Genomic DNA, 26327 nt, shown 5'->3' on the forward strand with positions numbered 1-26327 from the left:
GGCGGGCGTCCATCATTGCCTGATAACCGTGGCGTTCTCAGCGACCAGCCGCCCCTCCTTGAACACCTTGCGAGGCTTCGGCACGGCGACGACGGCTTCCGGAACGTGGGCGGCCTGCAGCGTGACGAAATCCGCCTTGGCGCCGACGGCTATGCCGTATCCTTCCAGCCGAAGCGCGCGGGCGCCCGAATATGTCACTATATCGAACGCGGCTTCCAGTTCCTCATCGGTATAGAAGCCCGAGCGATATCCGATCATCATCGCACGCCCGAGCATGTCGCCGTCTCCGTACGGCCACCAGGAATCGCGAATGTTGTCGCTTCCGCTGAAGACAGTTGCGCCAGCGCTGCGAAGCAAGGCGACCGGTGGAAAATTGTGGTTTCCGGGCGCATTGGTCATGATTGCGACGCCGCTTGCGGCAATCAGTTCCGCGGCCTTGCGTGTCTGGTCTGGCGCCAGATCGCCGAGACCATAGGCATGGCTGATCGCGACGTGCCCGCCCATCCCAAGCGCCTTTGTCCGACGGCAGATTTCCTCAATCGTGAAAAGACCAAGGGTGCCGGCGTCGTGCAGATGGATGTCGATATCGACCCCATGTCTCTCGGCTACACCGAAGACCACATCGAGGTGGGCGGAGGCGTTGCGATCGAAACTCGCCGGATCGAGGCCGCCGACAAGATCGGCCCCCAGCTTGATCGCCTCGTCCAGCAGTTCCGGCGTGCCCGGGCTTTTCAGGATGCCGCTTTGCGGAAAGGCAACGAGCTGAATGTCGATCAGATCGCGATACTCCTCGCGAACGGCAAGGATCGTCTCGAGCGATTTCAAACCAACGGAGCCATCCACCATCACGTGGCTTCGCATCTGCGTCGAACCGTTTGCGATGCACAGATCGAGCTGATTGCGGGCTCGCACGGCCATCGGCGCGGATTGGGCCATGTTCCCGGCCTGAAACGCAACGCGCTCATGTACGTCAAAGCCGTTGGTGCAGGGCTTGTGCGGTATCCAGACGTCGCCGTAGAAGCTGGTGTCGAGGTGGATGTGTCCCTCGACGAAACCCGGCACGACAAGTGCATTCCCGAGATCAACAGCCTGGCCTGACGCGGTGGCGGATCCGGAGGGCACGATCGCGGAAAAACGGCCCTCCGTGACAATCAGATCGACGTGCGACCCATCGGCCAGTTTTGCGTTGGTGAAAGTTGTCTCGCGGCTCATCTCTTTTCCTTCATTGCCGTCGCACACGCGGAACGACGACGCATACCGCTGCTATATGCGAGCTCGATTGCTCTTCACACGGCAAGCGGTTCTGGTTTCAGCTCTGCAAGATGGATGCCAAACGCCGTAATCGCCGAGATCGCGCTATCGGACGGCTGTAGAAGGCCTTTCTGCGCGAACAGGGCATACTTGGACGCTCATCATTGCGAGACGAAGAGATAAATCATGTCCACAAGATAGGCAATATCATGTATACAAGATAAAAAGGCGGCAATTAGCCGGAGCTGCCAACGCCGCTATATCGGGAAAGAACCGTCGCGAGATCCGGCGCATCCTTGCCCTTGTCGTCCAGCAATGCTCGTGCCTCCACCGAGACCAGGTGTTCGTCCATCAAATCTTCAGCCCGCGTGATATCTCCACCCCGCAATGCGTGAACAAGATTGGAATGCTCGCTGATGGCGCAGGCGCTGGAGTGGGGCCTGCCATACAGGGAAAGGATCAGGGAGCACCGGGAGACCAGTTCCAGCAGATAGCGTTCCAGCAGGGCGTTGCCGGCGAGCGCCGCCAACTTGAGATGGAACTCACCCGCCAGCCGCATCGATAGCCTGACGTCGCCGGTTGCCTGTGCGCGTTCCTCCTGCTGGATATGGCTGCGCAAGGCATTCTCAATGTCGGGCGACCATCTGGAGGCTATGGTGTTGATGACTTCCCGCTCGAGGGCGCGTCGGACCGCAAACACCTCACGGGCTTCGTCGAGGCTTGGCTGAGCGACGGTTGCCGTGCGCTTGTGAGATGTATCGACCAAACCCTGCGTCTGGAGCTTTGCGAGAACGGCGCGCACAAGCGTGCGGCTCATGGCGAAGTGCCGGCCAATTTCGTCTTCCGGCAGCTTTGTGCCGGCCTTCAGCGCCTGTTCGATGATGGCGCGTCGAAGGGCGAGATAGGCCGCTTCGACGCGGTCGGAATTTGAGGACATGCCACCGCCTGTTTAAAGTATACGTCAGCTTGTGTTTCTGCATACCATGAAGCGGCATGGAGGCACAGGTGCTGCGCCTGGTCTGGCACCGGTGCTTATCGCTGCTCGAGCTTGCTCAGGCTGGACGATGCCACGGCGAGAACGATGATCGTGCCGACCAGAATTTCGCGAACATAGGAATCGACACTCATCTGGGTGAGCCCGTTATCGAGGACACCAAGGATGAGAACCCCAAAAAACGTAGCGAGTACGCGCGGCTCACCTTCTTCGCTCATTGTCATGCCGAGGAAAACGGCTGCAATTGCCGAGAGCATCAGTCCGCTGCCCTGTGTCGGATTGGCAGACGCGACGCGGCTGGCGTACATCAGCCCTGCGGCGGCGGCGCCCAGGCCGGTAAGGCCGAATGCGGAAAAGCGGAGGAAGCGAACTCTCACTCCAGCCAGGCGAGCTGCCTCGGTATTGCCGCCGATCGCGTAAAGGCGGCGCCCATAGACTGTGTGTTCGAGAAGAAGCCAGACGACCAGCAAGACGATCAGCGCGAGCAGGGTCAGATATGGCAGAAAGACCCATTGCTCGCCGGCGGGAAACAGCGGAACGCCGCTGCGCGCAAAGCCGCTGAAGCTTGCTGGAATATCGGTACCGAAGATCGTTTTGCCGCCGCTGATCAGGAATGCGAAGCCGGAAAATATCGTCAGCGTTCCCAGGGTCGCGACGAACGGGAGAATGCCGACGTAGCTGACAAGAGCACCATTGATCAGGCCGCCGAGGACGCCGACGCCAAGGGCAAGGATGATTGCGGCCGGCACCGGTACGCCGGCTTTGAAGGCAAGCGCCGCGACGATCCCGGAAAGACTGGCCATGGAGCCGACAGACAGATCGAAATCCCCCATTGCCATGACGATCGTCATGGTGAAGGCGGTAACGGCAAGCATTGAAACCTGCTGCGATATGTTCAGCCAGTTGCGCGCCGTCATGAACGTGTCGGGGATGTTTATCCAGAAGAACAGGATCACGGCGATGATGCCGATCAGGGTTCCATATCTGCGAATAGTCCGGATCACTTGAATGTCCTCGGGAAATCAGGCGGGTTCGCCGAACGAGAGCGCCAGCAATCTCGTCTGGGTGAGGCCATCGGTTGGCACGATGGCGACCTGGCGTCCCTCGCGCATGACAAGAATACGATCGGTCATGCCGATCAGCTCCGACAGGTCGGAGGAAGCAAGAAGAATACCGACGCCGCTGGCCGCCAGTTCTCTGACGAGCGTGTGAATATCGAACTTCGCGGCGACGTCGACGCCCCGTGTCGGCTCGTCCAGCAGGAGAACCCGCGGCGCGCCGAGAATGGCGCGCGCCAGCACGACCTTTTGCTGGTTGCCACCGGAAAGCTGGAAGACGGGCTGCGTGACGCCGGTGGACTTCAGTTTCACCCGTGAGGCGATGTCCGCGGATCTCTTGAGTTCGGCGCGGCGGTTGCGAAGGATGCCTGCCCGGCTAAGCGTTCTGAGGTGGGCAAGAACGGTGTTGTCAGCGACCGAGCCGCGCGGCAGCAGACCTTCGCGCCGCCGCTCGCGCGGCACATACGCAATTCCGTCTGCCCAGCGCGTGGCCGGCGTGCCGCCCGCAAGCGTCCGGCCGTCGAGTTCGACGCCGCCGCCGGTGCGCTTGTCCGCTCCGATCACAAGGCGCAGGATGTCGCTCTGGCCGGCGCCCGACAGGCCGGTGATGCCAAGTATTTCGCCGGCATGCAGTTCGAACGAGATATCGTGAGCAGACGACGAACTCGCGCCAGTAAGGCTGAGCGCGGTACCCGATGTCGCGGCCGCCTGGCGCGGCGGATAAGCTTCGGCGATCTGGCGGCCCGTCATCATCTCGATCATCTCGGCCTTTGAGATGCTGGAGATGGCCCGGGTAGCGACGGTTTCTCCGTCGCGCAACACGCTCACCCTGTCGGCGATCCGCATCACTTCGTCCATCCTATGGGATACATAGACGATGCTGCGTCCTCTTGCCGTCAGCCCGGCAATCACCTTGAACAGCCGTTCCGACTCCTCGCTGGTCAGCGCGGCGGTCGGCTCATCCATGACGTAGACCCGCGCCGCTTCGCCATCCTCGTCCAGGAAGGCCGCCGCGATCTTCACGAGCATCTGATCGCCGAGCGACAGACGCGCCATCTTTCGACTAGGAATGATGTGGCCGATATCCAGGGCGTCGAGGGCCTTGGAGGCCTGCCTGTTGAGTTCTCGCCAGTTGGCAAAAATACCGAATCGGCGGGGATACGGCCTGCCCAGGAAAAGGTTCTCGGCGACTGACAGCTCGGGGATGACGCTCAGTTCCTGGTGGATGAAGCGAAGCCCGAGCCGGCGTGACTGCGACGGATGCTCGATCGAGACCTCTGCACCATCGACAAAAATCGCGCCGGCGTCGGGCTTTGTGGCGCCGGCGAGGATGCGGATCAGCGTCGATTTGCCCGCGCCGTTCTCGCCCATCAACGCATGGACCTCGCCAGGCGCAATGGCGAGGGATCCATCCTTCAATGCGGGGACACCCGCATAGCTCTTGGAAAGCTTGCGGGTCTCGAGAATTGGAGCGTTCATTCCTTGGCGTTTGCCGAGGTGACAAGCTTGGTCGGCACGTAGATCACGCTCTGCTTGATCTTCTCGCCGGCCAGATGGCGCTTCACGGCATCTGCGGTGGCGCGGCCAATACCCTTGAAATCCTGCGCCATCGACGCTTCGAAATTACTGCCCTTGGCGATCGCGTCGCGGGCCTGCGGGTTTGCATCGATACCGGTGATCACGATACCTTCATCCTGGCGACCGGCTGCCTCGATTGCCTGCAAGGCGCCGAGCGCGGGTTGATCCCAAGCGGCCCATACCGCCGAGATCGATCCCTTTTCGGGATGGGCTGTCAGGATCGCTTCCATCTTGGCGCGCGAGTCGGCAATGCCGCCGTCAGAGACATCAGGCGTGACACGCTCGACGACCTTGATGTCAGGATTGTTCTTGAAGATCGCGTCCGCAATCACGCCGCGTGCCTGGACTGGCGGAAAGGCGTCGAAAACGAACATCACGACGTTGCCCTTGCCGTTGATACGGTTGGCCGTATAGGCGGCGGTATCGGCGGCCATCGCGTAACCGTTCGAGGTTACGTTTGTCACGAGCAGCGGGCTCGCTCCGGCGTCCATGCCGAAGACCGGTATTCCGTCAGACTTGGCGGTCTCGAGGCCGGCGGCAACCTGCGCCGGATCGACGTTGATGACGATCGCGTCAACCTTCTGCGTGCTGACATCCTCGATGCGGCTGATCGCTGCGGCGACGTCGCCTTTCGTATCGATGACGTTCACGTCCCAGCCGTTGGTCTTGGCTTCCTCCTGGAAGGCCTCGACGTAGAATTGCGTGCCTGGTTGGGAGAGGTAAGGCGTGATTACGGCGATCTTGCCGGCTGCATTGGCGGCATTAGCCATCAAGAGTGCAGCAATAGCTCCCGCCACCGCGCCGATTTTCGAAATGGAAGTCATCTAGGTCCCCGCCCATATCTTTTGATTTCTTTAATAGGTGCGGGACGTTAGCCGAGCTCGATGTTCATTTCAATAGAGTGACACAGTCGGGTTGTCGCAGATTGTCATCGACATCTAGCGCAGCTAAGGATGGGCCCTCTCAGAGGGTGTGGACGGAGACAGTTGTGAGCGGGCCAATGCTGATCGGTATCGACGTGGGAACGACGGCGGTCAAAGCGGCGCGCTTTGACATGCACGGCAATGTCGAACGCAGCTATGCCAGGCACTACCCGACGAGGCGTGAGGCGCCAAGCATCGTTGAACAGGATCCCGGTGACTGGATGGTGCACGTTCAGGCGGCGCTGCGGGAACTGAGCGACGGACTTACGCCCGGACAGGTGCAGGCGGTCGGCCTATGTTCCCATGTCAACAGCCACGTGTTCGTGGCTGCCGACGGCGAGGTCCTCATGCCTGCGATCATCTGGCAGGATGGTCGCTGTGCCGAGGTGGCAGCCGAACTCGACGCACAGGTGACCGAGCAGGACAAGATCAGGTGGTGGGGAGCGCCGTTGCCTGTTGACGCCAGCCATGTTCTTTCGCGGATGGAATGGGTGAAACGCCACCGTCCCGACGTCTGGCAAAAAACTCGCTGGGTGATGTCGCCGAAGGATTATTGCATCCTGCAACTGACCGGAGAAGCCGTTGCCGACCCGATGACGTCCTTCGGCGTCGTTGATCAGGACCTGCGATACATCGATAGCCTGATTAGCCTCGTCGACGGAGCAGCCGAACGTCTCGCGCCGATCCATCCGTTCACGTCGGTCGCCGGACGTATCAAACCGGGAATGCCTGCATCGGGTACCCCGCTGGCCGTCGCGACCATGGATGCGTGGTCCGGACTGTTTGGATGCGGCGCGATCCGGGAGGGAGACGGTTTCTATCTCAGCGGGACGAGCGAGGTCCTCGGCATCATTTCAGAAGAAAGGAACCCCGAACCGGGCGTTATTGCCTTTCCGCCTTGCGAAGCCATAACGCTCCATGCCGCGCCGACCCAGGCGGGCGGCGCATCGATGGCCTGGCTCTCGACCTTGCTCGGACGATCGCCAACCGAACTCTCGGCGCTCGCGGCGCAGGTGAACCGGCAGCAGCTGACGCCAGTGTTTCTTCCACACCTGCAGGGCGAGCGAGCGCCCGTATGGAATATTCACGCACGCGCGTCCTTCTCCGGCATAGATGCGGCCATGGGACCGGCCGAGTTCACCGTTTCGATGATGGAGGGGTAGCGTTTTCGGTGCGAATGGCGTTGGATAGCCTGCAGCGGTCGGCTGGTATCGCGCCTCAGGTTCTGAGTGCTGCGGGCGGTGGCATGGGATCAGATATCTGGTGCCAGATCCGGGCCGATGTTCTCGGGAAACCCCTGCATCGGCGGAGGAATCTCGATGCCGGTGTCCTTGGAGCCGCTGTCCTGGCCGGCGCAGGTGCTGCGGTGTTTCCTTCGGTGGCCGACGCCGCCGCACAACTTGTTGTGACCGAACGCGTGTTCGAGCCAAACCCGTCGCTCTGCGAACGTTATGCCTATGGCTACGAAAAGTATCGGGAACTCTATCGTCAGCTTGAGGCGTTCAACCGCGATCTGGTTTTGCGCTCGCAGTAACAAACGCCGATCAGCAACGGTCAGTTCGCCGGTGCGGAAGATGCGCGACGGTTCAAGAGCGCGGCACGGATCAGTTCCGCCTTGCTTGGCGCAGCAATGACCACAGGTGCTTCTGTTGGCTCCGGAGCTTCCTTGCCCTCCCGTTTCAGGAGCGTCAGGAAACTCTCCTGCGCGGCGAGGCGATCCTGGTCCGAAATCTCACCGACAGGCCGTCCATCAAGATCGTGGCGCATAGCATCGGGCTGGGCGCTGGCAAGATAATAGCGTTTGGAATGCAGGTAGCTGCCCATCGCCTTCCGCAAGACTGTCGTGCCGATGCCCGGCTTCAGCAATGGCCGTATCTCGTGCCAGATGCCGACAGCAAGCGGACGAACCGGATCTCCCGGTTCCTTGGGCAGGATTTCAAGCGGACTGACGAGCAATGCATTGATCGCACCTGCACGTCGGACATCGATGTCGCTGGCCGGGATCGGCCCACGGCTGTTTGTCCAGAGTTTTGCCATTACAATCTCCTTGGGAGGGATCTCTTTATCGTCGTTCTATGAAGCGATTTTGACGACATCGTGTGCTGTTCCAATGGCTGCGAGAGCAGAGCGCTATAAGGCGAAGATCAAAACATGGGGATGACAGGCAGGCGTTGCCACAATCAATCTACCGATCATGTATGCTGTGGTCATCGCAGACCAGCAAGAGACTCGCATGGCAGGCATGAGTTCGGCGCCGCAGCTCGATATGTTCGAAGCCGCGAATGAGGTATCCCTGAAGGTCAATCGGGCCGCTCGAGGTCGCCATGAGCGAGCCGGAAGCTTGAGCGAGGACGAGATGGTTCGTCACCTCGAGAAGACTGGTCAGTTTCGCATCCTCAGAAAGCTCGTCCCGCGTACCGTCGCGCCGGTCAGAAGACCGGAGTTTCCACGGGTTGGCGTTATCGTCGATACGGAGACGACCGGCCTCAACCATCGACAGGATCAGGTCATCGAGATCGGTGCCGTCAGCTTCACCTATGACGATGCCGGCCAAATCGGTGATGTCATCGGCCTTTACGGTGGGCTGCAGCAGCCGGACGGTTCTATTCCTCCTGAGATAACCCGCCTGACCGGGATTACCGATTCGATGGTCGAGGGGCAGGCGATCGATCTCGACCTTCTAGATCAGCTCATTGCTCCAGCCGATCTCGTCATCGCGCACAACGCGCGCTTTGATCGCCCATTCTGTGAAGCGCTTTCCCCCGTCTTCAAAGACAAGCCCTGGGCATGCTCGGTATCGGAGATCGATTGGGGCGCACGAAGCTTCGAAGGCACGAAGCTTGGCTATCTGATCGGGCAGGCAGGCTACTTCCATGATGGGCATCGTGCCGTCGATGACTGTTTTGCCTTGCTCGCCGTTCTCGATACACGGGATGGCGAAGAGGAGCTTCCCTTTGCCGAGCTTTACCAGACCAGTCAGCGATCACGGGCACGGGTTTTTGCCGAACACAGCCCCTTCGAGATGAAGGATAACCTCAAGGCGAGAGGTTACCGCTGGTCGGACGGCAGTGATGGCCGCCCGAAGTCATGGTGGATCGAGGTAGACGAGGAAAACCTCGCCGACGAGCTCGATTATCTGAGGTCGGAGATCTACCGATGGCGCGAGGCAGATCCGCCGGTAAAGCGCCTCACCGCCTTCGACCGCTTTCGGGCATAAAACCGTCCGTCAGTTGCCGTTGGCGGACCGGATGAGCGTGATTTCTCGGGCTTCAGCGATCGCGCGGATATCCAGATAGTTCTCCACCTGAGGCTTGCTGGCCGTCAGGGGAATATGTCTCGTTTCAGTTATGGCAAGAACGGCGCATCCCGCAGCCTCTCCGGCCGAGATGCCGACATCAGCGTCCTCGAATACCAGGCAACGCGCCGGGTTTACTGACAGCAACTTCGTTGCTGCGAGATAGCAGTCCGGTGCGGGCTTCCCGACTGAAATGTCTTCCGCCGAAATCATCAGGTGCGGGCTCGGCAGGCCAGCCGCCGCAATCCGTCGAAGCGCCAGCGCTTTGGGAGCGGAGGTTACGACCGCCCAACGCTCAGCAGGAAGCTGCGAAAGAAACTCCCGCGCGCCCGGAATGGGAATGACGCCATCCACGTCGTCGATCTCCATGGCCGTTATCGCCGCCCCTTCGGCATCCGGATCGACGCCCGGGAGATTGAGGTCCCGGACCGTGTCGTTTGCTCTGCGGCCATGATAGTTCGGCGTCGGGATGCCGAGCTTACGTGCCCAGTTGCCCCAGACGCGCTCCGATGGAGCGGCCGAATTCAGGATGGTGCCGTCCATATCGAACAGAAACGCTTCGAACGACGTCGCAAAAAGCCCGTCCATTTGTCCTCGCATGATTTGGTTTGCGCTTCGTTTGGCATTGTCCTGCGGCTTATGCAACCGCACTGCCTGAAGCGATGGAAGCGTCTGCCGCCCCCGGGGAAATTAAGTTGATCACGGTCACGCACTCACGAACAGAGGCGCAATCTGGATGACCTTGTTTGCCGAGCGACCGGTGTCGATGATCTCGAAGACTGCATCGAGCATGCCTTGCACATCCTGCCGCACCATCTCGATGTCGCCGCCGAGCAGCGCCGCGAAAGGATCCCAGTCGAAGCAGCCGATGACGGGCGTGCGATTGTCGTAGTGATGGGACGTCTTGATCCAGCGCATGACGCCTTCCAGCGAGATGGTGGAATTGACGAACATTCCGCGTGGCAGCTCTCCCTCCGAGGCGGCGAGGGCGGCGAGTGAACTCTCGGCTTTTTCAGGGGCATAGCCGCAGGCGAGGATGTGGCGCTCGTCGACCGCGATTCCGAGATCTTCGTGAGCTGCGCGAAATCCGCGTACACGCTCCAGCGTGTTGTGATCGCTCCCGCGACCACCGACGAAAAGCAGTGGCGAGGTTGAACCAAACTTGCGCTGGTAGCTCAACAGCACGCGCCGCGTCAGTTCGCGGGCGCCACCAAAATTATCGGATATGACGGAAACGGCCTTGGCGCCCGGCAGGTCGAGATTGAGGCTGTGTGCGCCCGCAGCGTTGCAGATGTCGGTGATGCGATCGGGATCGGTGGCGCCGGTCGAGATCAGCCATTCCACCTGATAGGAGAGCATGGTTCTCGCTGCCTCGACTTCCAGTTCCGGATCGCGGCGTGTGCAGGTAATGATTGGAAATAGGCCGCGCGAACGTGCCATGTTCTCGAACGTCTCGACGATCGAGCCAAAATAGCGGTTGTCGTACTTCGGCACGATCATCCCGATGATCTTCGATCTGTCGCGCCGCAGCAGGCTGGCCTGCATGTTCAGCGCATAGCCCTGTTCTTCCGCAATTTTCGTGATCTTGTCGGCCAACTGGACGCTGATACGGCGCTTCTTCCAGTTGCCGTTCAGAACTGCGCTGACGGCGCTGGCGGATGTGCCGGCCAACTCCGCCAGATCGTAGATCGTCGTCTTTTTGGTCTGCCTGTCCTGATTCACGAATTTCTCCTTATTGCGCCAGCTTGACATCAATCGAGAGAAGTGACAATTGTTGCTTCATCGATTGAGCAATGTTGCGCAATCGATGAAGTTGGTTGACCGTGGAGGGTCGACCGGGGAGGCATCCAGGTGCAGGCCGCGAATCGACCATGCTGCTTACTAGGCATCGGAAGAGGTCTGTGTGCGTATCGTCTACGAAAGACGAGCGCGGACTTGGGCATAAACCGGAGAGCATCTCTCAGCACGGGTTTGCGCTCACTAAGGAGGAGACAATGAAAATTCATTCCATGCTTTTGCTCTCGGCTGCCGCAGCGGCCGTGTTTGCCGGATCGGCCCTTGCCGACGACGCAGCAACGGTCGCGTTCCTGATGCCTGACCAGGCCTCGACGCGCTACGAACAGCACGATTATCCGGGCTTCAAGGCCGAGATGGCGAAGCTGTGCGCCGGCTGCACCGTGATCTATCAGAACGCCAATGCCGATGCCGCCCTTCAGCAGCAGCAGTTCAACTCGGTCATCGCGCAGGGCGCCAAGGTAATCGTGCTCGATCCGGTCGACTCTGCTGCCGCCGCTGGTCTGGTAGAGATTGCCCATTCGCAGGACGTGAAGGTCATCGCCTATGACCGCCCAATCCCTGACAAGGCGGCTGATTACTACGTCTCCTTCGACAACGAGGGTATCGGCTATGCCATTGCCAAGTCGCTCGTCGACCACCTGAAGGCGAACGGCGTTGCCGAAGGTGCCGGCGTTCTCGAGGTCAATGGTTCGCCGACCGATGCCGCCGCTGGGCTGATCCGCGACGGAATCCATCGTGGGCTGAAGGATTCGGGCTACAAGACGCTTGCCGAATTCGACACGCCGGAATGGGCGCCGCCGAAAGCACAGGAATGGGCTGCCGGCCAGATCACGCGATTTGGCGCCGATATCAAGGGCGTCGTTGCGGCAAACGATGGCACGGGCGGTGGCGTGATCGCTGCGTTCAAGGCCGCTGGCGTGAAGCCGGTACCCCCGGTAACCGGCAACGATGCGACGATTGCAGCACTTCAGCTGGTGATCTCCGGCGACCAGTACAACACGATTTCGAAGCCTTCTGAAATCGTTGCTGCGGCGGCCGCCAAGGTTGCCGTGCAGCTGGCCAAGGGCGAAACGCCCGCGCCGAAGACCACGCTCTACAACACGCCCTCGGAGCTGTTTGTCCCTGCTGTCGTGACGGCTGAGAACATCAAGGCTGAAATCTTCGACAAGAAGATCCAGACGCCTGAGGAAATCTGCACCGGCGAATACGCGGACGGTTGCAAGAAACTCGGCATTACCAAGTAATACCTCCCGACGTACTGGGCCGGAAATCTCCGGCCCAGTACACCATCCCTGCTCAGAAGAGTGCAAAGCCATGGTAAGAGAACAAAGTTCACTTCCGGAGAAGGGTAGCCCGATCCTCCGGTTGCGGCATGTTTCGAAGAATTTCGGCGCCGTCTCCGCGCTCACCGATATCGAGCTCGACGTTCACGCTGGTGAAGTCGTTGCTCTCGTGGGCGACAACGGAGCTGGGAAATCCACGCTCGTGAAGGTTCTCGCTGGTGTCCATCAGCCAAGCTCCGGATCAATCGAATTCTGCGGGCGAGAAGTTTCGCTCGACAACCCGAGCCGCGCGCTTGAGCTCGGCATTGCGACGGTGTTTCAGGATCTGGCGCTTTGCGAGAACCTTGACGTTGTCGCCAATCTATTTCTCGGTCATGAGATGTCGCCATGGAACCTCGACGAGGTCGCCATGGAGGTGCGGGCATGGACCCTGCTGAGAGAGCTCGCAGCGCGTATTCCCTCCGTGCGCGAGCCCATCGCCTCGCTTTCGGGTGGCCAGCGCCAGACGGTCGCGATTGCCCGCTCGCTGCTTCTTGATCCCAAGATCATCATGCTCGACGAGCCGACCGCGGCCCTCGGCGTGGCCCAGACGGCAGAGGTCCTCAACCTCATCGAGCGCGTACGCGAACGCGGTCTCGGCGTCATCATCATCAGTCACAACATGGAGGACGTGCGCGCCGTTGCCGACCGTATCGTCGTCCTGCGACTGGGACGCAATAACGGCGTGTTCAGCCCCGACGCGTCGAACCAGGAACTTGTGGCGTCCATCACCGGCGCGACGGAGAATTCGGTTTCCCGCCGTCTTGACCGCAAGTCGAACCAGAACAACGAGATAGGCGGGAGCCCCGCATGAGCCAGAAGATGTCAAAGGATTTGGTAGGCCAAGCCAAGGCTGGCCAGGCGCTCGACCGAAGCGATGAACGCGTCAAGCACAATGACAGCATAGGCGGCGTGGTCAGCGCCTTCGTGGATCGCGTCCGTGCCGGCGATCTCGGCATGCTGCCGGTTGCGGTCGGGCTGGTCGTGATTTCGACCGTCTTCAGCATTCTGAACCCGGTCTTTCTCGCTCCGAACAATCTCGTCAACCTGCTGTTCGACTGCGCGACGGTCGGTATCATATCGCTGGGGATCGTGTGCGTTCTGCTTTTGGGCGAGATCGATCTTTCGGTGGGCTCGATGAGCGGCTTGGCATCGGCCATGATCGGGGTGCTCTGGGTGAACTCCGGTTTGCCGATTGCGGTCGCGATCATCGCCGCCCTGGCAACCGGTGCGGTCGTTGGCGCGCTCTACGCGGCCCTTTACAATCGTCTCGGCATGCCGAGCTTCGTTGCAACGCTGGCCGGTCTCCTGGCTTTGCTCGGCCTGCAGCTTTACATCCTCGGTCCGACCGGCAGTATCAATCTGCCCTACGCGTCGCCGCTTGTGCGTTTCGGCCAGATCATGGTCATGCCTGATTGGATGTCCTACGTGTTCGCGCTGCTGCCTGGCCTGCTGATGGTCACCGTCGGTGCCGTCGTTGCGCGCCGGCGCAAGGCAGTCAACCTGTCCTCGCAGCCGCTCGGCCTTCTCACTGCGAAAGCAGCAGCCCTCACCCTCGCGCTTGAATTTGCCGCCTACTACCTCAATCTCGGCCGCGGCGTGCCATGGATGTTTGGCCTCTTTGTCGCGCTGGCCGTTGTTCTTAACTACGCACTGACCAGGACGAAGTGGGGTCGCTCCATGTTCGCGGTCGGCGGAAACCGGGAAGCGGCTCGCCGTTCCGGCATCAATGTCCGCCGGATCTACATGAGCGCTTTCGTCCTCTGCTCCACGCTGGCGACGCTCGGCGGCATTCTTTCGGCCTCGCGGCTAGCCTCGTCCAGCCAGCAGGCTGGCACTGGTGACGTAAACCTCAACGCCATCGCCGCAGCCGTCATCGGCGGAACCAGCCTCTTCGGCGGCCGGGGAAGTGCCTATTCCGCTCTGCTCGGCATCATCGTTATCCAGGCTATTTCCAACGGCCTGACGCTCTTAAATCTCAGCTCGTCCCTGCGCTACATGATCACCGGTGCTGTTCTTGCGATCGCCGTTATCGTCGACTCGTTGGCCCGCCGCTCTCGCGTCAGCCACGGCCGCGCCTGAAAAACCAATTGGAGAATTACCCATGGCAGACATCATGAAGGGCAAGGTTGCCGCCATAACCGGCGCGGCATCGGGTATCGGTCTGGAGTGCGCCCGCACTCTGATCGCCGAGGGTGCGACCGTTGTTCTGATCGATCGTGCAAGAGACAAGCTCGAGGCGCTTTGCAAGGATCTCGGCGAACGCGCCAAGCCGCTGGTCGTCGATTTGCTCAACGGTTCGGAGGTCTCCAGCATGTTGCCGTCGATACTGGAGCTGGCGGGTCGCCTCGACATCTTCCACGCGAATGCGGGTGCCTATATCGGCGGTGCCGTGGCGGAAGGTGATCCGGATGCCTGGGATCGGATGCTGAACCTCAACATCAACGCTGCGTTCCGCTCCGTTCATGCGGTTCTCCCGCATATGATCGCGCAGAAGACCGGCGATATCCTTTTCACGAGCTCGATCGCCGGTGTTGTGCCGGTTGTGTGGGAGCCGATCTATACGGCGTCGAAGTTCGCGGTGCAGGCATTCGTGCATTCCACCCGTCGTCAGGTCGCTCAGCACGGTGTACGCGTCGGCGCGGTTCTCCCTGGACCGGTCGTGACGGCGCTGCTCGACGATTGGCCGAAAGCCAAGATGGAAGAGGCACTTGCCAACGGTAGCCTGATGCAGCCAAAGGAAGTCGCGGAAGCGGTTCTGTTCATGTTGTCGCGCCCGCGCAACGTCACGATCCGCGATCTCGTGATCCTTCCAAACAGCGTCGATCTCTGATCGGCGCTTAGGCTCACAGCACCTCTGAAGACCGGAATCTATAAGGCCACGATCATGACCAACGCTCAAAACACGGCGGCGGCTGCCGCGCCACGCTATGTCATCGGTGTCGATGTCGGAACCGGCAGTGCGCGGGCCGGTTTGTTTGATCTGGGCGGCAATATGCTTGCGGCCGCCAAACAGGACATCGACCTGTTCCGCGAGGCCGGCGCCATCGTCGAGCAATCGAGCGCGCAGATCTGGGATGCCGTGTGCGCGACCGTGCGAAGCGTGGTCGAGACGGCAGCGGTCGATCCCGCCGACATTATTGGATTGGGGTTCGACGCGACGTGCTCGCTTGTCGTGATGGGCGAGGGAGGACGTCCGCTTCCCGTCGGACCGTCCGACGAACCCAGCCGCGACATTATTGTCTGGATGGATCATCGTGCCGTCGCTCAGGCGGAACGGATAAACGAGCTGGGTCATGATGTGCTCCGCTATGTCGGCGGGCGGATCTCGCCGGAGATGGAGACGCCGAAGCTCCTCTGGCTCAAGGAGAACAGACGCCATGTCTTCGATGCGGCGTGGCAGTTCTTCGACCTTGCGGACTTCCTGACGTGGCGGGCAACGGGTGACCTCAGTCGCTCCACGTGCACCGTTACTTGCAAATGGACCTATGTTGCCCACGAGCGGCGATGGGAGCCGAGCTACTTCGCCAAGATCGGTCTTGAGGAGCTAGCCGATGAAGGCTTCGCCCGGATCGGCACTGATATCGTCGACCCCGGTACGCCGTTGGGCAGCGGGTTGACCGAGGCCGCAGCGCAGGCGATGGGCCTGAAAGCCGGAACTGCGGTGGCTGCCGGAATGATCGACGCCCACGCCGGCGGTGTCGGTACCGTCGGGATCGGTGGCAAGCCACAGGACAATCTCGCCTATGTTTTTGGAACATCGTCGTGCACGATGACTTCCACGGCCGAACCCGTCTTCGTGCCGGGAGTATGGGGACCATACTATTCGGCGATGGTGCCGGGCATGTGGCTGAACGAAGGTGGCCAGAGTGCGGCAGGTGCCGCGATCGACCAGTTGCTCTCCTTCCATCCTGCTGCAGCGGACGCGGCAGCCAAGGCAAGCCAACTGAAAATTCCTCTGCCGGTCCTGATTGCCGATGCGGCCATGTCGGGTTCGGATAGCGCGTCGGCTGTCGTGCGGCTCGCGACCGGCCTCCATGTCGTCCCGGAATTTCTCGGCAATCGGGCGCCGTTTGCGGATCCGAACGCGCGCGCGGTCATCGCCGGGCTCGATATGGAGCGCGATTTCGACAGTCTGGTTGCGCTCTACATCGCAGGACTTTGCGGCATCGGCTACGGCCTACGGCAGATCATCGATACACAGGCCGCCAATGGCGCCGAGATCCAGCAGGTCGTCATCAGTGGTGGTGCTGGCCAGCATCATCTGGTGCGCCAGCTTCTGGCGGATGCATGCGGCAAGCCTGTTGTTGGCACGGCAAGCGAGGAACCGGTCCTTCTCGGATCGGCTATTCTCGGAGCTGTCGCAGCCGGTGCGTTTCAGCATATCCCCGCTGCAATGGAAAGTCTAAGCGCGGAGGCACAGAGATATGAGCCTGCCCCGGAAACCGCAGCACTTCACGCCGACCGCTACCAGGCCTTCAAAGATCTGCAACTAATGGCTCGTCGCATACGCGACATCTGATGGTTGTTGTTCTTCGTCGGATGTACGAAAGACAGAAATTATACTGCAGTATAGGCTTGAAGCCTCTCCCTTGGCGTGTATCTTGGTGCCAAGGGGGCATCTATGCTCGTAAACATCGAAAGACTTGATCGAGCTCTCGATACCGTGTTGGAAGCGGCAGTCGATACAAGCTTGTGGCCTAAGATTATCGAGGATGTAAGGCAGGCAACGTCGGCTTTCGGCGTCAACATTCTCCCGATGACGGGAATATTTCCGGGCGGCATGATTTCCACCGAGAGCCTCGGCCCGGCGCTTGAGGGCTATTTTGACGGTGGTTGGAACCACAACGAGTGGCGGGTGCGCGGGTTGCCGAGGCTTCGCCGAAGCGGATCCGTGCTTGAGCAGACATACTCGTCGCGCGACGATTTCGAGAACCGCGATTATTATCGCGCTCAGTCTAAATACGGAATCGGCCGAACCTGCATCGTGGATTTCGGCGTCGACGACAACATCCTGTGCTTCACCCTGCACCGCCGTCTCGACGAGGAACCGTTTGGCGAGGCCGAGGAGAAAGTCTTTCAGGCGATGCGTGAGCGTTTGACGGCTGCCAACCGCATAATGCAGGCATTGGAATGTTCACGGATCGACGGCATGGCCGACGCGTTTGAGATCGGCAGGATGCCCGCCATCTTCTTTGATCGGAAGGGAAAGGTCACTCGGGTTAACGCCGTTGCCCAACAGTTGCTCGGCTCTGATCTCCAGGTCAGCAACGGGCGGCTTGTGTGTCGATCGCCTGTTGAAACTGCTCGGCTTCAGCGGCGGATGGAGGCTGTGACATCTGCACTATGGCTGTCGCGGCCGTCGGATCCGATCGCGGTGACCCGACAGGACAAGCATCCGCTCGGCATCCGCGTACAGCGGCTCGGTTCCGGACTGGGAGATGTCTTTGCGGATACAGTTGGTGTTTGCCTGATCGAAGACTTCAATCAGGCCGGTGACCTCGATAAGCTTGCGCTGGTAAGCAATTTCAAACTGACGAACAGGCAGGCCGAAATCGCATTGCTTTTGACCAATGGTCGCTCGTTGCAGTCGATTGCTGAGGAGAAAGGCATCTCTTACGAGACCGCCAAGACGCATCTCCGTGCGATTTTTGACCGAACGGGAACCCGTCGGCAGAGCGAGCTTGTGGCGCTGCTGTCCCGTCGCCGCTTTTGAGGGATCTAACTGGGGAGGTGGGTCAGCCGTCATCGCCGGCCGGAATGACGATCCCGGAATACAGCACGGGAATGCCGCTGCGATCGCTGAAGCTGCGTCCGAAGCATACCACCGCAACATAAATCCCATTCTTCTGCTGGGCGCGATAGGACTCCTGAAGCGGCAACTGCGACAGGATCGTATCACGAATGACCTTCGCAAGCCGTGGTCGGTCGTCTGGATGAACGCGCTCCAGATAATCTTCTACCGGCAGCCCATGCGCTGTTTCCTTGGCGCTCAGCCCAAAGAGCGTTGCCAGGGCGGAATCGCCATAAACGAGGTTCTTGCTAAGATCCCAAGCGAATATCCCCGCCTCAACCGGAGAGATAGAAAGTATTTCCGCCATGAGTTTCGAGTGATCTGCAATGAAATCACTCCTCCCGATAGAAAAATTGTTCCGTTAATTTAGTAGTGCTCGTTTTAGAGACTTCAAGAGTATTGTTTTGGTGCTCGTTCGTTTCGGTGTTATTCACCGTCGGATTTCCCCAAATCGAGGACGGGCGGCAGAGTGGCGGCAGCCAGACCAACGTATCGGCTTACCGGTCCATGTCCCGTAACCGGAACTAAGACGCTTAGAAATATCAGAGTGGGGCCACTAAAGGGGCCGAGGCGGGCAAGCACGCCTCAGCTTGTCGAGCACTCGTACAGAAGGCTGTCCGACTCCCGGTCGACACCTGCGAGGCTGACTTCGTAGCCCCAGAGATGGCGGATATGCCTCAGCGTCTCGTCACGGCTTGCCTCGTCCAACAGAATTCCGTCGGACACGGTGTGCTTCAGCCGCAACTGGCGATCGCCGAGCAGATCGACATCGACGACCTGGATATCCGGCTGGCGACTGCCGACATCATAGCTGCGGGCAAGCGCTTTGCGTACGGCCGCATAGCCTCTCTCATCGTGGATCGACGAGACCTCGCAGTATTTGTCCGTCGCGACATCCGACAATAGAAACAGCCGGAACTTGCGAATGAGGTTGGGGCTCAAATACTGCAGCACAAACGACTCGTCACGATGGTTCGCCCAGGCGTCGAGAAGCGTTTCGCGTGAGTCGCCATTGCCGGCGAAGGATGGGAACCATTCCCTGTCTTCTGATGTCGGATTCATGCAAATCCGTTCGATGTCCTGCATCATCGCAAAGCCTAGCGCGTAGGGATTGATGCCCGGAAAGCGCGGATCGTCGAAGTCGGGTTGGAAAACCACATTGGAGTGGCTCTTCAGCAACTCCAGCATGTTGCCTTCGCTCAGCCTTCCCTGGTCGAACAGCCGGTTGATGATGGTGTAGTGCACGAACGTCGCGCAGCCTTCGTTCATCACCTTGGTTTGCCGCTGGGGATAGAAATATTGCGCGATGACGCGAACGATGCGCAGGATCTCGCGCTGCCATGGTTCGAGAATGAGACTGTGCTTCTCGATGAAGTAGAGGAGGTTCTCTTCCGGCAGGTTGAGAACCTTCTTTCGCTCGGAAGCGTTGCGCTCAGCCTCTTCGGCGTCCCGGCTTTCGGTGGAAAGCGGCAGTGTTCGCCAGAGATCGCTGTAGGTCTGTTCCTCGTATTCCAGACGCTCGCGCGCCCTTTCCCGGACCTTCTCCGAAGATAATCTCGGCGGACGCCGATATCGGAAAACACCGTGGTCCATCAAGGCATGAGCGGAATCAAGGATGGCTTCGACCGCATCCGTTCCATGTCGGTCTTCGCACTTGGCGATGTACTTCTTGGCGAAGTCCATATAGCCGAGGATCGCGCCGGCATCCGTCCATTGGCGGAATAGATAATTGTTCTTGAAGAAGTGGTTATGGCCGAAGGAGGCATGGGCGGTGACGAGAGCCTGCATCGCCATCGTATTCTCTTCCATGAGATAGGTGATGCAGGGATTGGAATTGATGACCAACTCATAAGCCAGCCCGCGTTGACCTTTCCGATAGAGGTTGTCCTCGAATATGAACCTCTTTCCGAAGGACCAGTGCTGGTACATCAGCGGCATGCCGACGGAGGAATAGGCGTCGAGCATCTGTTCGGATGAAATGATCTCCAGCTGGTTCGGATAGACGTCGAGCCCCATTTCATCGAGCGCAATCGTTTCGATCGCTTCATACGCGCGCGAAAGCGTGCTGAAATTCCAGTCCGATCCGGTGAACAGCAGGGATGAGGTCGCGCGTTTCGCCATATGCCGGTTCCCTAGCTGCGAGCACGTACGGCTGCTTGCCGTGTAAACAGCTTGCGAAACACCGGATAGATATTCGCGGGCCGGGCAATGCGCGCCATCTGGAAATTCGGAATTTCGCCGTCGACGGTGCGATATGCGCGCCAGAGCGAGGTCCCATTATCAGTCGATCCGAATATCTCCGTTTCGCGTTCGTCGATGATTTCGACATAGGCATAATATTGGCATAACCGCATGACCTCCTGGCGGAGCAGGGCCGCGCAACGGTCGGAGTCGCCGCTGGTGTTGTCTCCGTCCGAGGCCTGGGCGGCGTAGATGTTCCAGAGGTCAGCAGGGTAGCGTTCTTCGATGATCCGCAGCATCTCCTCGAGTGCCGTCGAAACGACCGTGCCGCCGCTCTGCTTACTGTAGAAGAACGTCTCTTCGTCGACCTCCCGCGCTTCGTCGGTGTGGCGAATGAAGACAATGTCTATCCGCTTGTAGCGCCGCTTGAGAAAGAGGTGGAGCAGGACGAAGAACCGCTTGGCAAGGTCCTTCTCTCGTTCACCCATCGATGCGGAAACATCCATGAGGCAAAACATGACGGCGTTGGCATTGGGCAGAGGTTGCCGCTCGAAGCGATTGAACCTGACATCAACGGGGTCGACATAGGAAATGCGCTTGCGACGCTTTTCGAGCAACGCCAGTTCGTCGCGAAGTGCCCTAAGGCGTTTGTTGGTCTGCGCTGACACAAGCTGCTCGCTCTCGAGCAGTGCTATTTCATCCGCAACGGCGCGAATCTGCTTTTCGCTCGGTCGCTGTAACGCGATGCGCCGGCCGAAGCTGTTGCGCATCGTTCGCCCGATATTGATGTTTGTCGGTGTTCCGGCCGTCGTGAAGCCAACTCGGTGAGGCTTGAAGGTTACGGTTTCCTTCAGGTTCAGCTTGATCATGTCGGGAAGTTCAAGATCCTCGAAAAACAAGTCGAGAACCTCTTCCCTGGACAGAATGAAGTGGAATTCGTCTTCGCTCTCTCCCCGACCGGCTCCCTTTCCGATTCCTCCGGCTCCAGCCTCTGGTTTGGTCAATCGATCGCCAGCGGAGTAGTCACGGTTGCCGGGCAGCACATGCTGGCGCTTTCCGCTTCCGAACGACGGGCGAAACGTCGGTTCGCCCGCGCCGCGCGTCGGAATCGGGACACCGTGCGCCGCGTCGACGTCCACTATCCTGTCAGACTTTACCTGATCCTTGATCGCACGCTTCAGTTCCTCACGCGCACGCTTTAGAAAACGCTGCCGGTTCCCGAGGCTCTTGTCCTTCGGATTGAGCCGGCGATCGATGAAATTTGGCATGTGCCAACCCCTCGCTTCGTCATCGTCAACCGGCCTTGTTTACTCGCATGTACCAGTCAACGAGTCGGCGTACCTGGCGTACGGTGTAACCGCGCTCCGTCATACGCTGGACGAACTCGGCATGCTGCTTCTCGGTTGTGCTGTCCTTCTTCGAGCCGAAGCTGATGACGGGCAGCAGGTCTTCGACCTGCCCGAACATGCGCTTCTCGATGACCTCGCGAAGCTTCTCGTAGCTCGTCCACGAGGGGTTGCGGCCATTGTTTCGGGCGCGTGCGCGCAGGGTGAACTTGACCACCTCGTTGCGGAAGTCCTTGGGATTGGCGATGCCCGCCGGCTTTTCGATCTGGGAGAGTTCGCTGTCGAGGATTTCACGGTTGAGGATCTGCCCGGTATCGGGATCCTTGAAATCCTGATCCTCCAGCCAGGCATCCGCGTAGGCGATATACCGATCGAACAGGTTCTGGCCGTACTCGCTGTAGGATTCCAGATAGGCCTTCTGAATTTCATGGCCGATGAATTCCGCGTAGCGGGCGGCGATCTCGGTCTTGATGAAGTCCAGGTATGAGGCTTCCGTTTCCTTCGGGAACTGCTCTCGCTTGATCGCCTGTTCGAGAATGTACATCAGGTGCACGGGGTCGGCCGCGACCTCCTTCGTATCGTAGTTGAAGGTCTCGGAGAGCACCTTGAAGGCAAAGCGGGTGCTGATACCCGTCATGCCCTCGTCAACACCGGCCGCGTCTCGATACTCTTGCACCGACTTCGCCTTGGGGTCGGTATCCTTGAGGTTTTCGCCGTCATAAACCCGCATTTTAGTATTCAGCGGCGAGTTCTCGTGCCGTGCCAGCCGGGTCGAAACAGTGAATCGGCTGAGGTTTTCAAGGACCTCCGGCGCACACGGGCTCTTGGAAAGCTCGCTTTCACGCAGCAGCTTTTCGTAGATGAGGCGTTCTTCCGTCACCCGAAGGCAATAGGGAACTTTCACCACGAGAATGCGGTCAAGGAAAGCTTCGTTATTGCGGTTGTTCTTGAATTGCTGCCACTCAGATTCGTTCGAGTGAGCGACAACGATACCCTGGTAAGGGAAGGCGCCGAAATTCTCGGTGCCGTTGTAGCTGCCTTCCTGCGTGGCCGTCAGCAGCGGATGCAGCACCTTGATCGGCGCCTTGAACATTTCAACGAATTCCAGCAGGCCTTGGGTCGTCCGGTTCAGGCCACCGCTGTAGGAATAAGCGTCGGGGTCGGCCTGGCTGTAGTTTTCGAGCTGCCTGATATCCACCTTGCCGACGAGCGCAGATATGTCCTGATTGTTTTCATCGCCAGGTTCCGTCTTGGCGATGGCAACCTGTCGCAGGCGCGAGGGCATAAGCTTGACGACGCTGAAACGGGAGATGTCACCGTCCAGCTCATCGAGCCGTTTTGTCGCCCAAGGGGAGATCAGCCCTGTCAATCGCCGCCGCGCGATGCCGTATTTGTCCTCGAGCAAATCAGCCATGCGATCGGGTTGGAAAAGACCGAGAGGCGACTCGAAGATCGGGCTGATTTGCCCGTCGATTGCGAGGGTGTAGATCGGCGAGTGCTCCATCAGCCTCTTCAGCCGCTCCGCTAGCGACGACTTGCCACCGCCGACCGGTCCAAGCAGATAGAGGATCTGTTTCCGCTCCTCCAAGCCTTGCGCCGCATAGCGGAAATAGCCGACGATGCGCTCAATCGTGTCCTCCATTCCGTAGAAATCGGCAAAGGAGGGATAAACTTTCACGGTTCTGTTAGAGAAGATGCGTCCCAAGCGCTCATCGGCGCTGGTATCGACCAGTCTGGGCTCACCGATCGCCTCAACCATGCGTTCTTGGGCCGTAGCGTACATTCGCTTGTCGTCACGGCAAGCAAGAAGATATTCCTGAAGGCTGAATTGTTCCTGAGCGGCGCTCGTATAGATCTCTGAGAAAAGATCGAACACGTCGCTTTCGCTTTTTGGCATAATATGCTCTCCCGCGGCCGGTTGGGTTAGACGGGATCGCTGCATGTCGGCTCGCGTAATATAAACGCGTCAGACTCGCTATTGTTCCAAATGCTTACACGAAATCCGGGACAGTCTGATGCCGATAGCCGCGACCTTCGTCAGGCACCCATTATGCAGCGCGTCGCGAAGATCGCCAAGGGCGCAAAAGGCTTTCCACGCATTTAATTGGTTGTTGGCTAATTTAGGTATGCAAAATTCGCAAGGTTAATCCCATATACAACTAAGCTTGGTCGTCGGAGGGTTTTCCGCTGCGGCTCTCCAGGCGATATCGGCTTGCCGGGTAGATAAGCCGAGCGGTCGACACCACGTGCTGGCCCGACCATGTTCTGCGCCGGATTGACAGGCAGGGTTCGCTTCTCAAAATCGTCAGCAGTTTACACTCCCACGCTTGCGGCATAACGGCTTCTACGACGTGCTCGGAGCCGCTGAGAGGTGCGGTTGACGTTAGATAGGCGTTCGGCGTCAGGGAGGAGAAGTCCTGCGCGAGGTAGTCGGGTGCGGCCGCCGGATTGACGAAGCGGTCCTCGATCTGCACCGGGACGCCGTTCTCGCTGTGCACGACAAGAGAATGGAAAACGGGCGCCGCGATTTCGAGATCAAGTGCATCGGCGACCTCCGGGGAGGCCGTTTCAGATGCCAATACGATCACGGATGCATCGTGAACATGGCCGCGTTCGGCAATCTCGTCGGCTATATTGCGGACCTCGAAGAGCGCCGAATAGCCTTTGCGCTCCGCAACGAAGGACCCAACGCCTTGAATTCTGACCAGCTCACCTTCGTTGGCGAGTTCCCGAAGGGCGCGATTGGCGGTCATCTTGCTGACGCCGAGTTCGCTAACCAGTTCATTTTCCGAAGGAACTCGAAACTTCGGAGGCCATTCACCGCTATGGATCCGATCAAGAATCATTTGCTTGACGCCAGCATAAAGTGGTGAGGTGTCGTGCTGCACCAGCTCTTGCTTCATCTTGCCTGAATGCTTCATCGCCTGTTCCTTTTGCAGCCGAAGAATCTAACCGACCACGACTTTCCTCTTGCATATCATAAAATATCTCATATGGTACCATATACAACCTCGAGATCAACGCATTTCGCATTGGGATCGAGCAAGCCGACAGAAGATCGGTCGCAAGAACAATAAGATGTGCCCCCAGGCCAGTTTTACCTCAGAGGAGAGGCTACGATGAAATCCCATATGCTGTTTGTTTATGCTGCTTTGGCGCTCTCGACCGTTGCGGCGCCCGTCGCTGCCAAGGATTGGAAGAGCGCGACCATCACCCTTGAAGGTGCCTATGCGCCTTGGAACATGACCAATGCCGACGGCACGCTCGGCGGATTTGAACCGGAACTTGCCAAGGTTCTTTGCGAGCGCGCCGAGATCGAATGCAAGCTCGTCGCATCTGATTGGGACGGGATGATCCCGGCGCTGAATGCCGGTAAATTTGACGTGATCATGGATGCCCTTTCGATCACTGAGGATCGCAAGAAGGTCATCGGCTTCACGATCCCCTACGCCGCGACGCCTGCCGCCTTCGCGACCGCCAAGGATAGCCCGCTTGCCAACGCTGCCGGCACCGGCGCAACGATCAAGATGACGCCCGGCCAGACCGGCGTTAAGGAAGTCGATGCACTGAAGGAAGCTTTCAAGGGTAAGACGATCGGCATCCAGGCCGCGACTGTCTACGCCAAGTTCGTCTACGACAATTTCGGCGATATCGCTGAGATCCGTGAATACAAGACCGGCGCCGACCGCGATCTCGACCTGCAGAACGGCCGTATCGATCTTGGCTTCGACGATGCCGTCTATTTCGCCAACGCATTCCAGTCGGCCAACGACACGCTGGCCTTTACTGGCCCGGAAATCGTCGGCTCCATCTGGGGCGAGGGTGAAGGCCTCGGTGTCCGTCAGGCCGACACCGACCTTCGCGACAAGCTCAACGAGGCGATCAAGTCCGCACTCGCTGATGGTACTGTGAAGACCCTGTCGATGAAGTGGTTCAAGGTCGACGTCAGCCCGCAAAACTGATTTCCGGCGGAGGCCGGATATCCCGGTCTCCGGCTCCAATGCCGGAGACCGCATGCTATTCTGACACTGCCGAGACAGCGGCAGGCGCGGGGAACATGACATGGCAACACTGGAACTGATTGGATTCGGCTCGAACGGATGGGGCGCGCTACTTCTGCTCGCCGCACTGATGACGCTTTGCGTGACCGCGACCGCGCTTGCGATCGGTGCCGTGCTTGGCGCGATAATCTCTGCCGCCAAGCTCTCCGGCAAGACATGGCTCGTCGCGCTCGGCAACGTCTACACAACCGTCTTTCGCGGTGTGCCGGAACTGCTGATCATCTACCTGATCTATTTCGGAGGTTCGTCGGCGGTAACCTCGATCGGCAAGGCGATGGGCTACGAAGGCTTCCTCGGGATGCCTTCGTTTCTCGCCGGCGCGCTGGCCGTCGGGATCATTTCCGGCGCCTACCAGGCTGAAGTCTTCCGTGGAGCCTACCTTGCCATTTCCAAGGGTGAGCTCGAGGCGGCATCGGCGATCGGCATGCATCGCGGCCTTCGGTTTCGCCGGATCATCATCCCGCAGGTGCTACGTTTCGCCATCCCCGGTCTCGGTAATGTCTGGCAGCTCAGCCTGAAAGACTCCGCACTGATTTCGGTGACAGGCCTGGCGGAGCTGATGCGCACCAGTCAGGTGGCTGCCGGCTCGACCCGACAATATTTCCTGTTCTTCATCGTCGGCGGCATCCTTTATCTGATCCTCACCAGCCTCTCCGACCGGGTGTTCAACGGCGCCGAGCGGCGCGCCAACCGCAGCATGCCGACAGCGGCCATGGGAAAGGCGTGA

General features: G+C 59.5%; 22 protein-coding genes and 1 pseudogene. 10 read left to right on the top strand and 13 right to left on the bottom strand.

Annotated elements, in window-relative coordinates; all coding sequences use genetic code 11:
- Positions 1-12: 12 nt before the first annotated feature.
- The 5 genes from FZ934_RS27320 to FZ934_RS27340 all read right to left on the bottom strand — a co-directional run bounded on the left by FZ934_RS27320 (position 13) and on the right by FZ934_RS27340 (position 5705).
- A complete protein-coding gene (locus FZ934_RS27320; protein ID WP_153273889.1) occupies positions 13-1212 on the bottom strand; it encodes an amidohydrolase family protein in 1200 nt (399 codons plus the stop codon).
- A 274-nt stretch (positions 1213-1486) separates the two neighbouring features.
- The gene (locus FZ934_RS27325) at positions 1487-2188 is read right to left on the bottom strand and encodes a GntR family transcriptional regulator (RefSeq protein ID WP_153273890.1); all 702 of its coding nucleotides are present in this window, start codon (positions 2186-2188) and stop codon (positions 1487-1489) included.
- Between the two features lie 95 nt (positions 2189-2283).
- On the bottom strand, positions 2284-3249 hold the full coding sequence (locus FZ934_RS27330; RefSeq protein WP_153273891.1) for an ABC transporter permease: 966 nt from the start codon (positions 3247-3249) through the stop codon (positions 2284-2286).
- A gap of 18 nt (positions 3250-3267) precedes the next feature.
- Positions 3268-4782 carry a sugar ABC transporter ATP-binding protein gene (locus FZ934_RS27335; protein ID WP_153273892.1) on the bottom strand — a complete coding sequence of 505 codons (1515 nt, stop codon included), beginning with the start codon at positions 4780-4782 and terminating at the stop codon, positions 3268-3270.
- Complete coding sequence (locus tag FZ934_RS27340) at positions 4779-5705, bottom strand: substrate-binding domain-containing protein (RefSeq protein WP_153273893.1); 927 nt, start codon at positions 5703-5705, stop codon at positions 4779-4781. The genes FZ934_RS27335 and FZ934_RS27340 overlap by 4 nt, the downstream gene beginning before the upstream one ends.
- A 230-nt stretch (positions 5706-5935) precedes the next feature.
- Between FZ934_RS27340 and FZ934_RS27345 the strand changes: the two are divergent.
- Positions 5936-7338 (top strand): annotated as a pseudogene (locus tag FZ934_RS27345) (xylulokinase).
- 20 nt (positions 7339-7358) lie between these two features.
- On the opposite strand, the gene FZ934_RS27355 reads toward FZ934_RS27345, so the two are convergent.
- Positions 7359-7841, bottom strand: a complete 483-nt coding sequence (locus tag FZ934_RS27355) for a ProQ/FinO family protein (protein ID WP_153273896.1) — start codon at positions 7839-7841, stop codon at positions 7359-7361.
- A 196-nt stretch (positions 7842-8037) separates the two neighbouring features.
- Between FZ934_RS27355 and FZ934_RS27360 the strand changes: the two genes are divergently transcribed.
- The gene (locus tag FZ934_RS27360; protein ID WP_246737972.1) at positions 8038-9021 is read left to right on the top strand and encodes a 3'-5' exonuclease; all 984 of its coding nucleotides are present in this window, start codon (positions 8038-8040) and stop codon (positions 9019-9021) included.
- Between the two features lie 9 nt (positions 9022-9030).
- Here the strand turns inward: FZ934_RS27360 and FZ934_RS27365 are convergent, their stop codons facing one another.
- The gene (locus tag FZ934_RS27365) at positions 9031-9687 is read right to left on the bottom strand and encodes an HAD-IA family hydrolase (RefSeq protein WP_153273898.1); all 657 of its coding nucleotides are present in this window, start codon (positions 9685-9687) and stop codon (positions 9031-9033) included.
- Between the two features lie 117 nt (positions 9688-9804).
- On the bottom strand, positions 9805-10821 hold the full coding sequence (locus FZ934_RS27370) for a LacI family DNA-binding transcriptional regulator (RefSeq protein WP_153273899.1): 1017 nt from the start codon (positions 10819-10821) through the stop codon (positions 9805-9807).
- Between the two features lie 287 nt (positions 10822-11108).
- Here FZ934_RS27370 and FZ934_RS27375 point away from each other — a divergent pair, with 287 nt between their 5' ends.
- From FZ934_RS27375 to FZ934_RS27400, 6 genes are all read left to right on the top strand, one after another.
- The gene (locus FZ934_RS27375; RefSeq protein WP_432443676.1) at positions 11109-12140 is read left to right on the top strand and encodes an ABC transporter substrate-binding protein; all 1032 of its coding nucleotides are present in this window, start codon (positions 11109-11111) and stop codon (positions 12138-12140) included.
- Between the two features lie 70 nt (positions 12141-12210).
- Positions 12211-13032, top strand: a complete 822-nt coding sequence (locus tag FZ934_RS27380) for an ATP-binding cassette domain-containing protein (protein WP_153273901.1) — start codon at positions 12211-12213, stop codon at positions 13030-13032.
- Positions 13029-14300, top strand: a complete 1272-nt coding sequence (locus FZ934_RS27385) for a sugar ABC transporter permease (protein WP_153273902.1) — start codon at positions 13029-13031, stop codon at positions 14298-14300. Before FZ934_RS27380 ends, FZ934_RS27385 begins: the two co-directional genes overlap by 4 nt.
- Positions 14301-14322: 22 nt before the next feature.
- A complete protein-coding gene (locus tag FZ934_RS27390) occupies positions 14323-15051 on the top strand; it encodes an SDR family oxidoreductase (RefSeq protein ID WP_153273903.1) in 729 nt (242 codons plus the stop codon).
- A gap of 54 nt (positions 15052-15105) precedes the next feature.
- A complete protein-coding gene (locus FZ934_RS27395; protein ID WP_153273904.1) occupies positions 15106-16740 on the top strand; it encodes an FGGY-family carbohydrate kinase in 1635 nt (544 codons plus the stop codon).
- A 102-nt stretch (positions 16741-16842) separates the two neighbouring features.
- Positions 16843-17934: a helix-turn-helix transcriptional regulator gene (locus FZ934_RS27400; RefSeq protein ID WP_153273905.1), complete on the top strand. Its 1092-nt coding sequence runs from the start codon at positions 16843-16845 to the stop codon at positions 17932-17934.
- 22 nt (positions 17935-17956) lie between these two features.
- Here FZ934_RS27400 and FZ934_RS27405 read toward each other — a convergent pair whose 3' ends face one another.
- From FZ934_RS27405 to hutC, 5 genes are all read right to left on the bottom strand, one after another.
- Positions 17957-18319, bottom strand: coding sequence for a PAS domain-containing protein (locus FZ934_RS27405; protein ID WP_153273906.1), 363 nt, complete (start codon positions 18317-18319; stop codon positions 17957-17959).
- 278 nt (positions 18320-18597) lie between these two features.
- On the bottom strand, positions 18598-20133 hold the full coding sequence (locus tag FZ934_RS27410; protein WP_153273907.1) for a SpoVR family protein: 1536 nt from the start codon (positions 20131-20133) through the stop codon (positions 18598-18600).
- 11 nt (positions 20134-20144) lie between these two features.
- The gene (locus FZ934_RS27415; RefSeq protein ID WP_153273908.1) at positions 20145-21461 is read right to left on the bottom strand and encodes a YeaH/YhbH family protein; all 1317 of its coding nucleotides are present in this window, start codon (positions 21459-21461) and stop codon (positions 20145-20147) included.
- 25 nt (positions 21462-21486) lie between these two features.
- Positions 21487-23436, bottom strand: coding sequence for a PrkA family serine protein kinase (locus FZ934_RS27420; RefSeq protein ID WP_153273909.1), 1950 nt, complete (start codon positions 23434-23436; stop codon positions 21487-21489).
- 262 nt (positions 23437-23698) lie between these two features.
- Complete coding sequence (gene hutC / locus FZ934_RS27425; RefSeq protein WP_153273910.1) at positions 23699-24460, bottom strand: histidine utilization repressor; 762 nt, start codon at positions 24458-24460, stop codon at positions 23699-23701.
- Between the two features lie 198 nt (positions 24461-24658).
- Here hutC and FZ934_RS27430 point away from each other — a divergent pair, with 198 nt between their 5' ends.
- Positions 24659-25501 carry a transporter substrate-binding domain-containing protein gene (locus tag FZ934_RS27430; protein WP_153273911.1) on the top strand — a complete coding sequence of 281 codons (843 nt, stop codon included), beginning with the start codon at positions 24659-24661 and terminating at the stop codon, positions 25499-25501.
- Positions 25502-25601: 100 nt separating this feature from the next.
- Entirely contained in the window at positions 25602-26327 is a 726-nt protein-coding gene (locus tag FZ934_RS27435) for an ABC transporter permease (RefSeq protein WP_153273912.1), read from the top strand.

It is taken from the genome of Rhizobium grahamii (assembly GCF_009498215.1).
Lineage (GTDB): Bacteria > Pseudomonadota > Alphaproteobacteria > Rhizobiales > Rhizobiaceae > Rhizobium > Rhizobium grahamii_A.

Coding starts and splice junctions, on each gene's coding strand:
- FZ934_RS27375 (WP_432443676.1), top strand. CDS start 11,109: ATGCTTTTGCTCTCGGCTGCCGCAGCGGCCGTGTTTGCCGGATCGGCC.
- FZ934_RS27400 (WP_153273905.1), top strand. CDS start 16,843: ATGCTCGTAAACATCGAAAGACTTGATCGAGCTCTCGATACCGTGTTG.
- hutC (WP_153273910.1), bottom strand. CDS start 24,460: ATGAAGCATTCAGGCAAGATGAAGCAAGAGCTGGTGCAGCACGACACC.
- FZ934_RS27405 (WP_153273906.1), bottom strand. CDS start 18,319: ATGGCGGAAATACTTTCTATCTCTCCGGTTGAGGCGGGGATATTCGCT.
- FZ934_RS27320 (WP_153273889.1), bottom strand. CDS start 1,212: ATGAGCCGCGAGACAACTTTCACCAACGCAAAACTGGCCGATGGGTCG.
- FZ934_RS27435 (WP_153273912.1), top strand. CDS start 25,602: ATGGCAACACTGGAACTGATTGGATTCGGCTCGAACGGATGGGGCGCG.
- FZ934_RS27420 (WP_153273909.1), bottom strand. CDS start 23,436: ATGCCAAAAAGCGAAAGCGACGTGTTCGATCTTTTCTCAGAGATCTAT.
- FZ934_RS27410 (WP_153273907.1), bottom strand. CDS start 20,133: ATGGCGAAACGCGCGACCTCATCCCTGCTGTTCACCGGATCGGACTGG.
- FZ934_RS27415 (WP_153273908.1), bottom strand. CDS start 21,461: ATGCCAAATTTCATCGATCGCCGGCTCAATCCGAAGGACAAGAGCCTC.
- FZ934_RS27380 (WP_153273901.1), top strand. CDS start 12,211: ATGGTAAGAGAACAAAGTTCACTTCCGGAGAAGGGTAGCCCGATCCTC.
- FZ934_RS27365 (WP_153273898.1), bottom strand. CDS start 9,687: ATGGACGGGCTTTTTGCGACGTCGTTCGAAGCGTTTCTGTTCGATATG.
- FZ934_RS27385 (WP_153273902.1), top strand. CDS start 13,029: ATGAGCCAGAAGATGTCAAAGGATTTGGTAGGCCAAGCCAAGGCTGGC.
- FZ934_RS27390 (WP_153273903.1), top strand. CDS start 14,323: ATGGCAGACATCATGAAGGGCAAGGTTGCCGCCATAACCGGCGCGGCA.
- FZ934_RS27360 (WP_246737972.1), top strand. CDS start 8,038: ATGGCAGGCATGAGTTCGGCGCCGCAGCTCGATATGTTCGAAGCCGCG.
- FZ934_RS27335 (WP_153273892.1), bottom strand. CDS start 4,782: ATGAACGCTCCAATTCTCGAGACCCGCAAGCTTTCCAAGAGCTATGCG.
- FZ934_RS27395 (WP_153273904.1), top strand. CDS start 15,106: ATGACCAACGCTCAAAACACGGCGGCGGCTGCCGCGCCACGCTATGTC.
- FZ934_RS27340 (WP_153273893.1), bottom strand. CDS start 5,705: ATGACTTCCATTTCGAAAATCGGCGCGGTGGCGGGAGCTATTGCTGCA.
- FZ934_RS27355 (WP_153273896.1), bottom strand. CDS start 7,841: ATGGCAAAACTCTGGACAAACAGCCGTGGGCCGATCCCGGCCAGCGAC.
- FZ934_RS27430 (WP_153273911.1), top strand. CDS start 24,659: ATGAAATCCCATATGCTGTTTGTTTATGCTGCTTTGGCGCTCTCGACC.
- FZ934_RS27325 (WP_153273890.1), bottom strand. CDS start 2,188: ATGTCCTCAAATTCCGACCGCGTCGAAGCGGCCTATCTCGCCCTTCGA.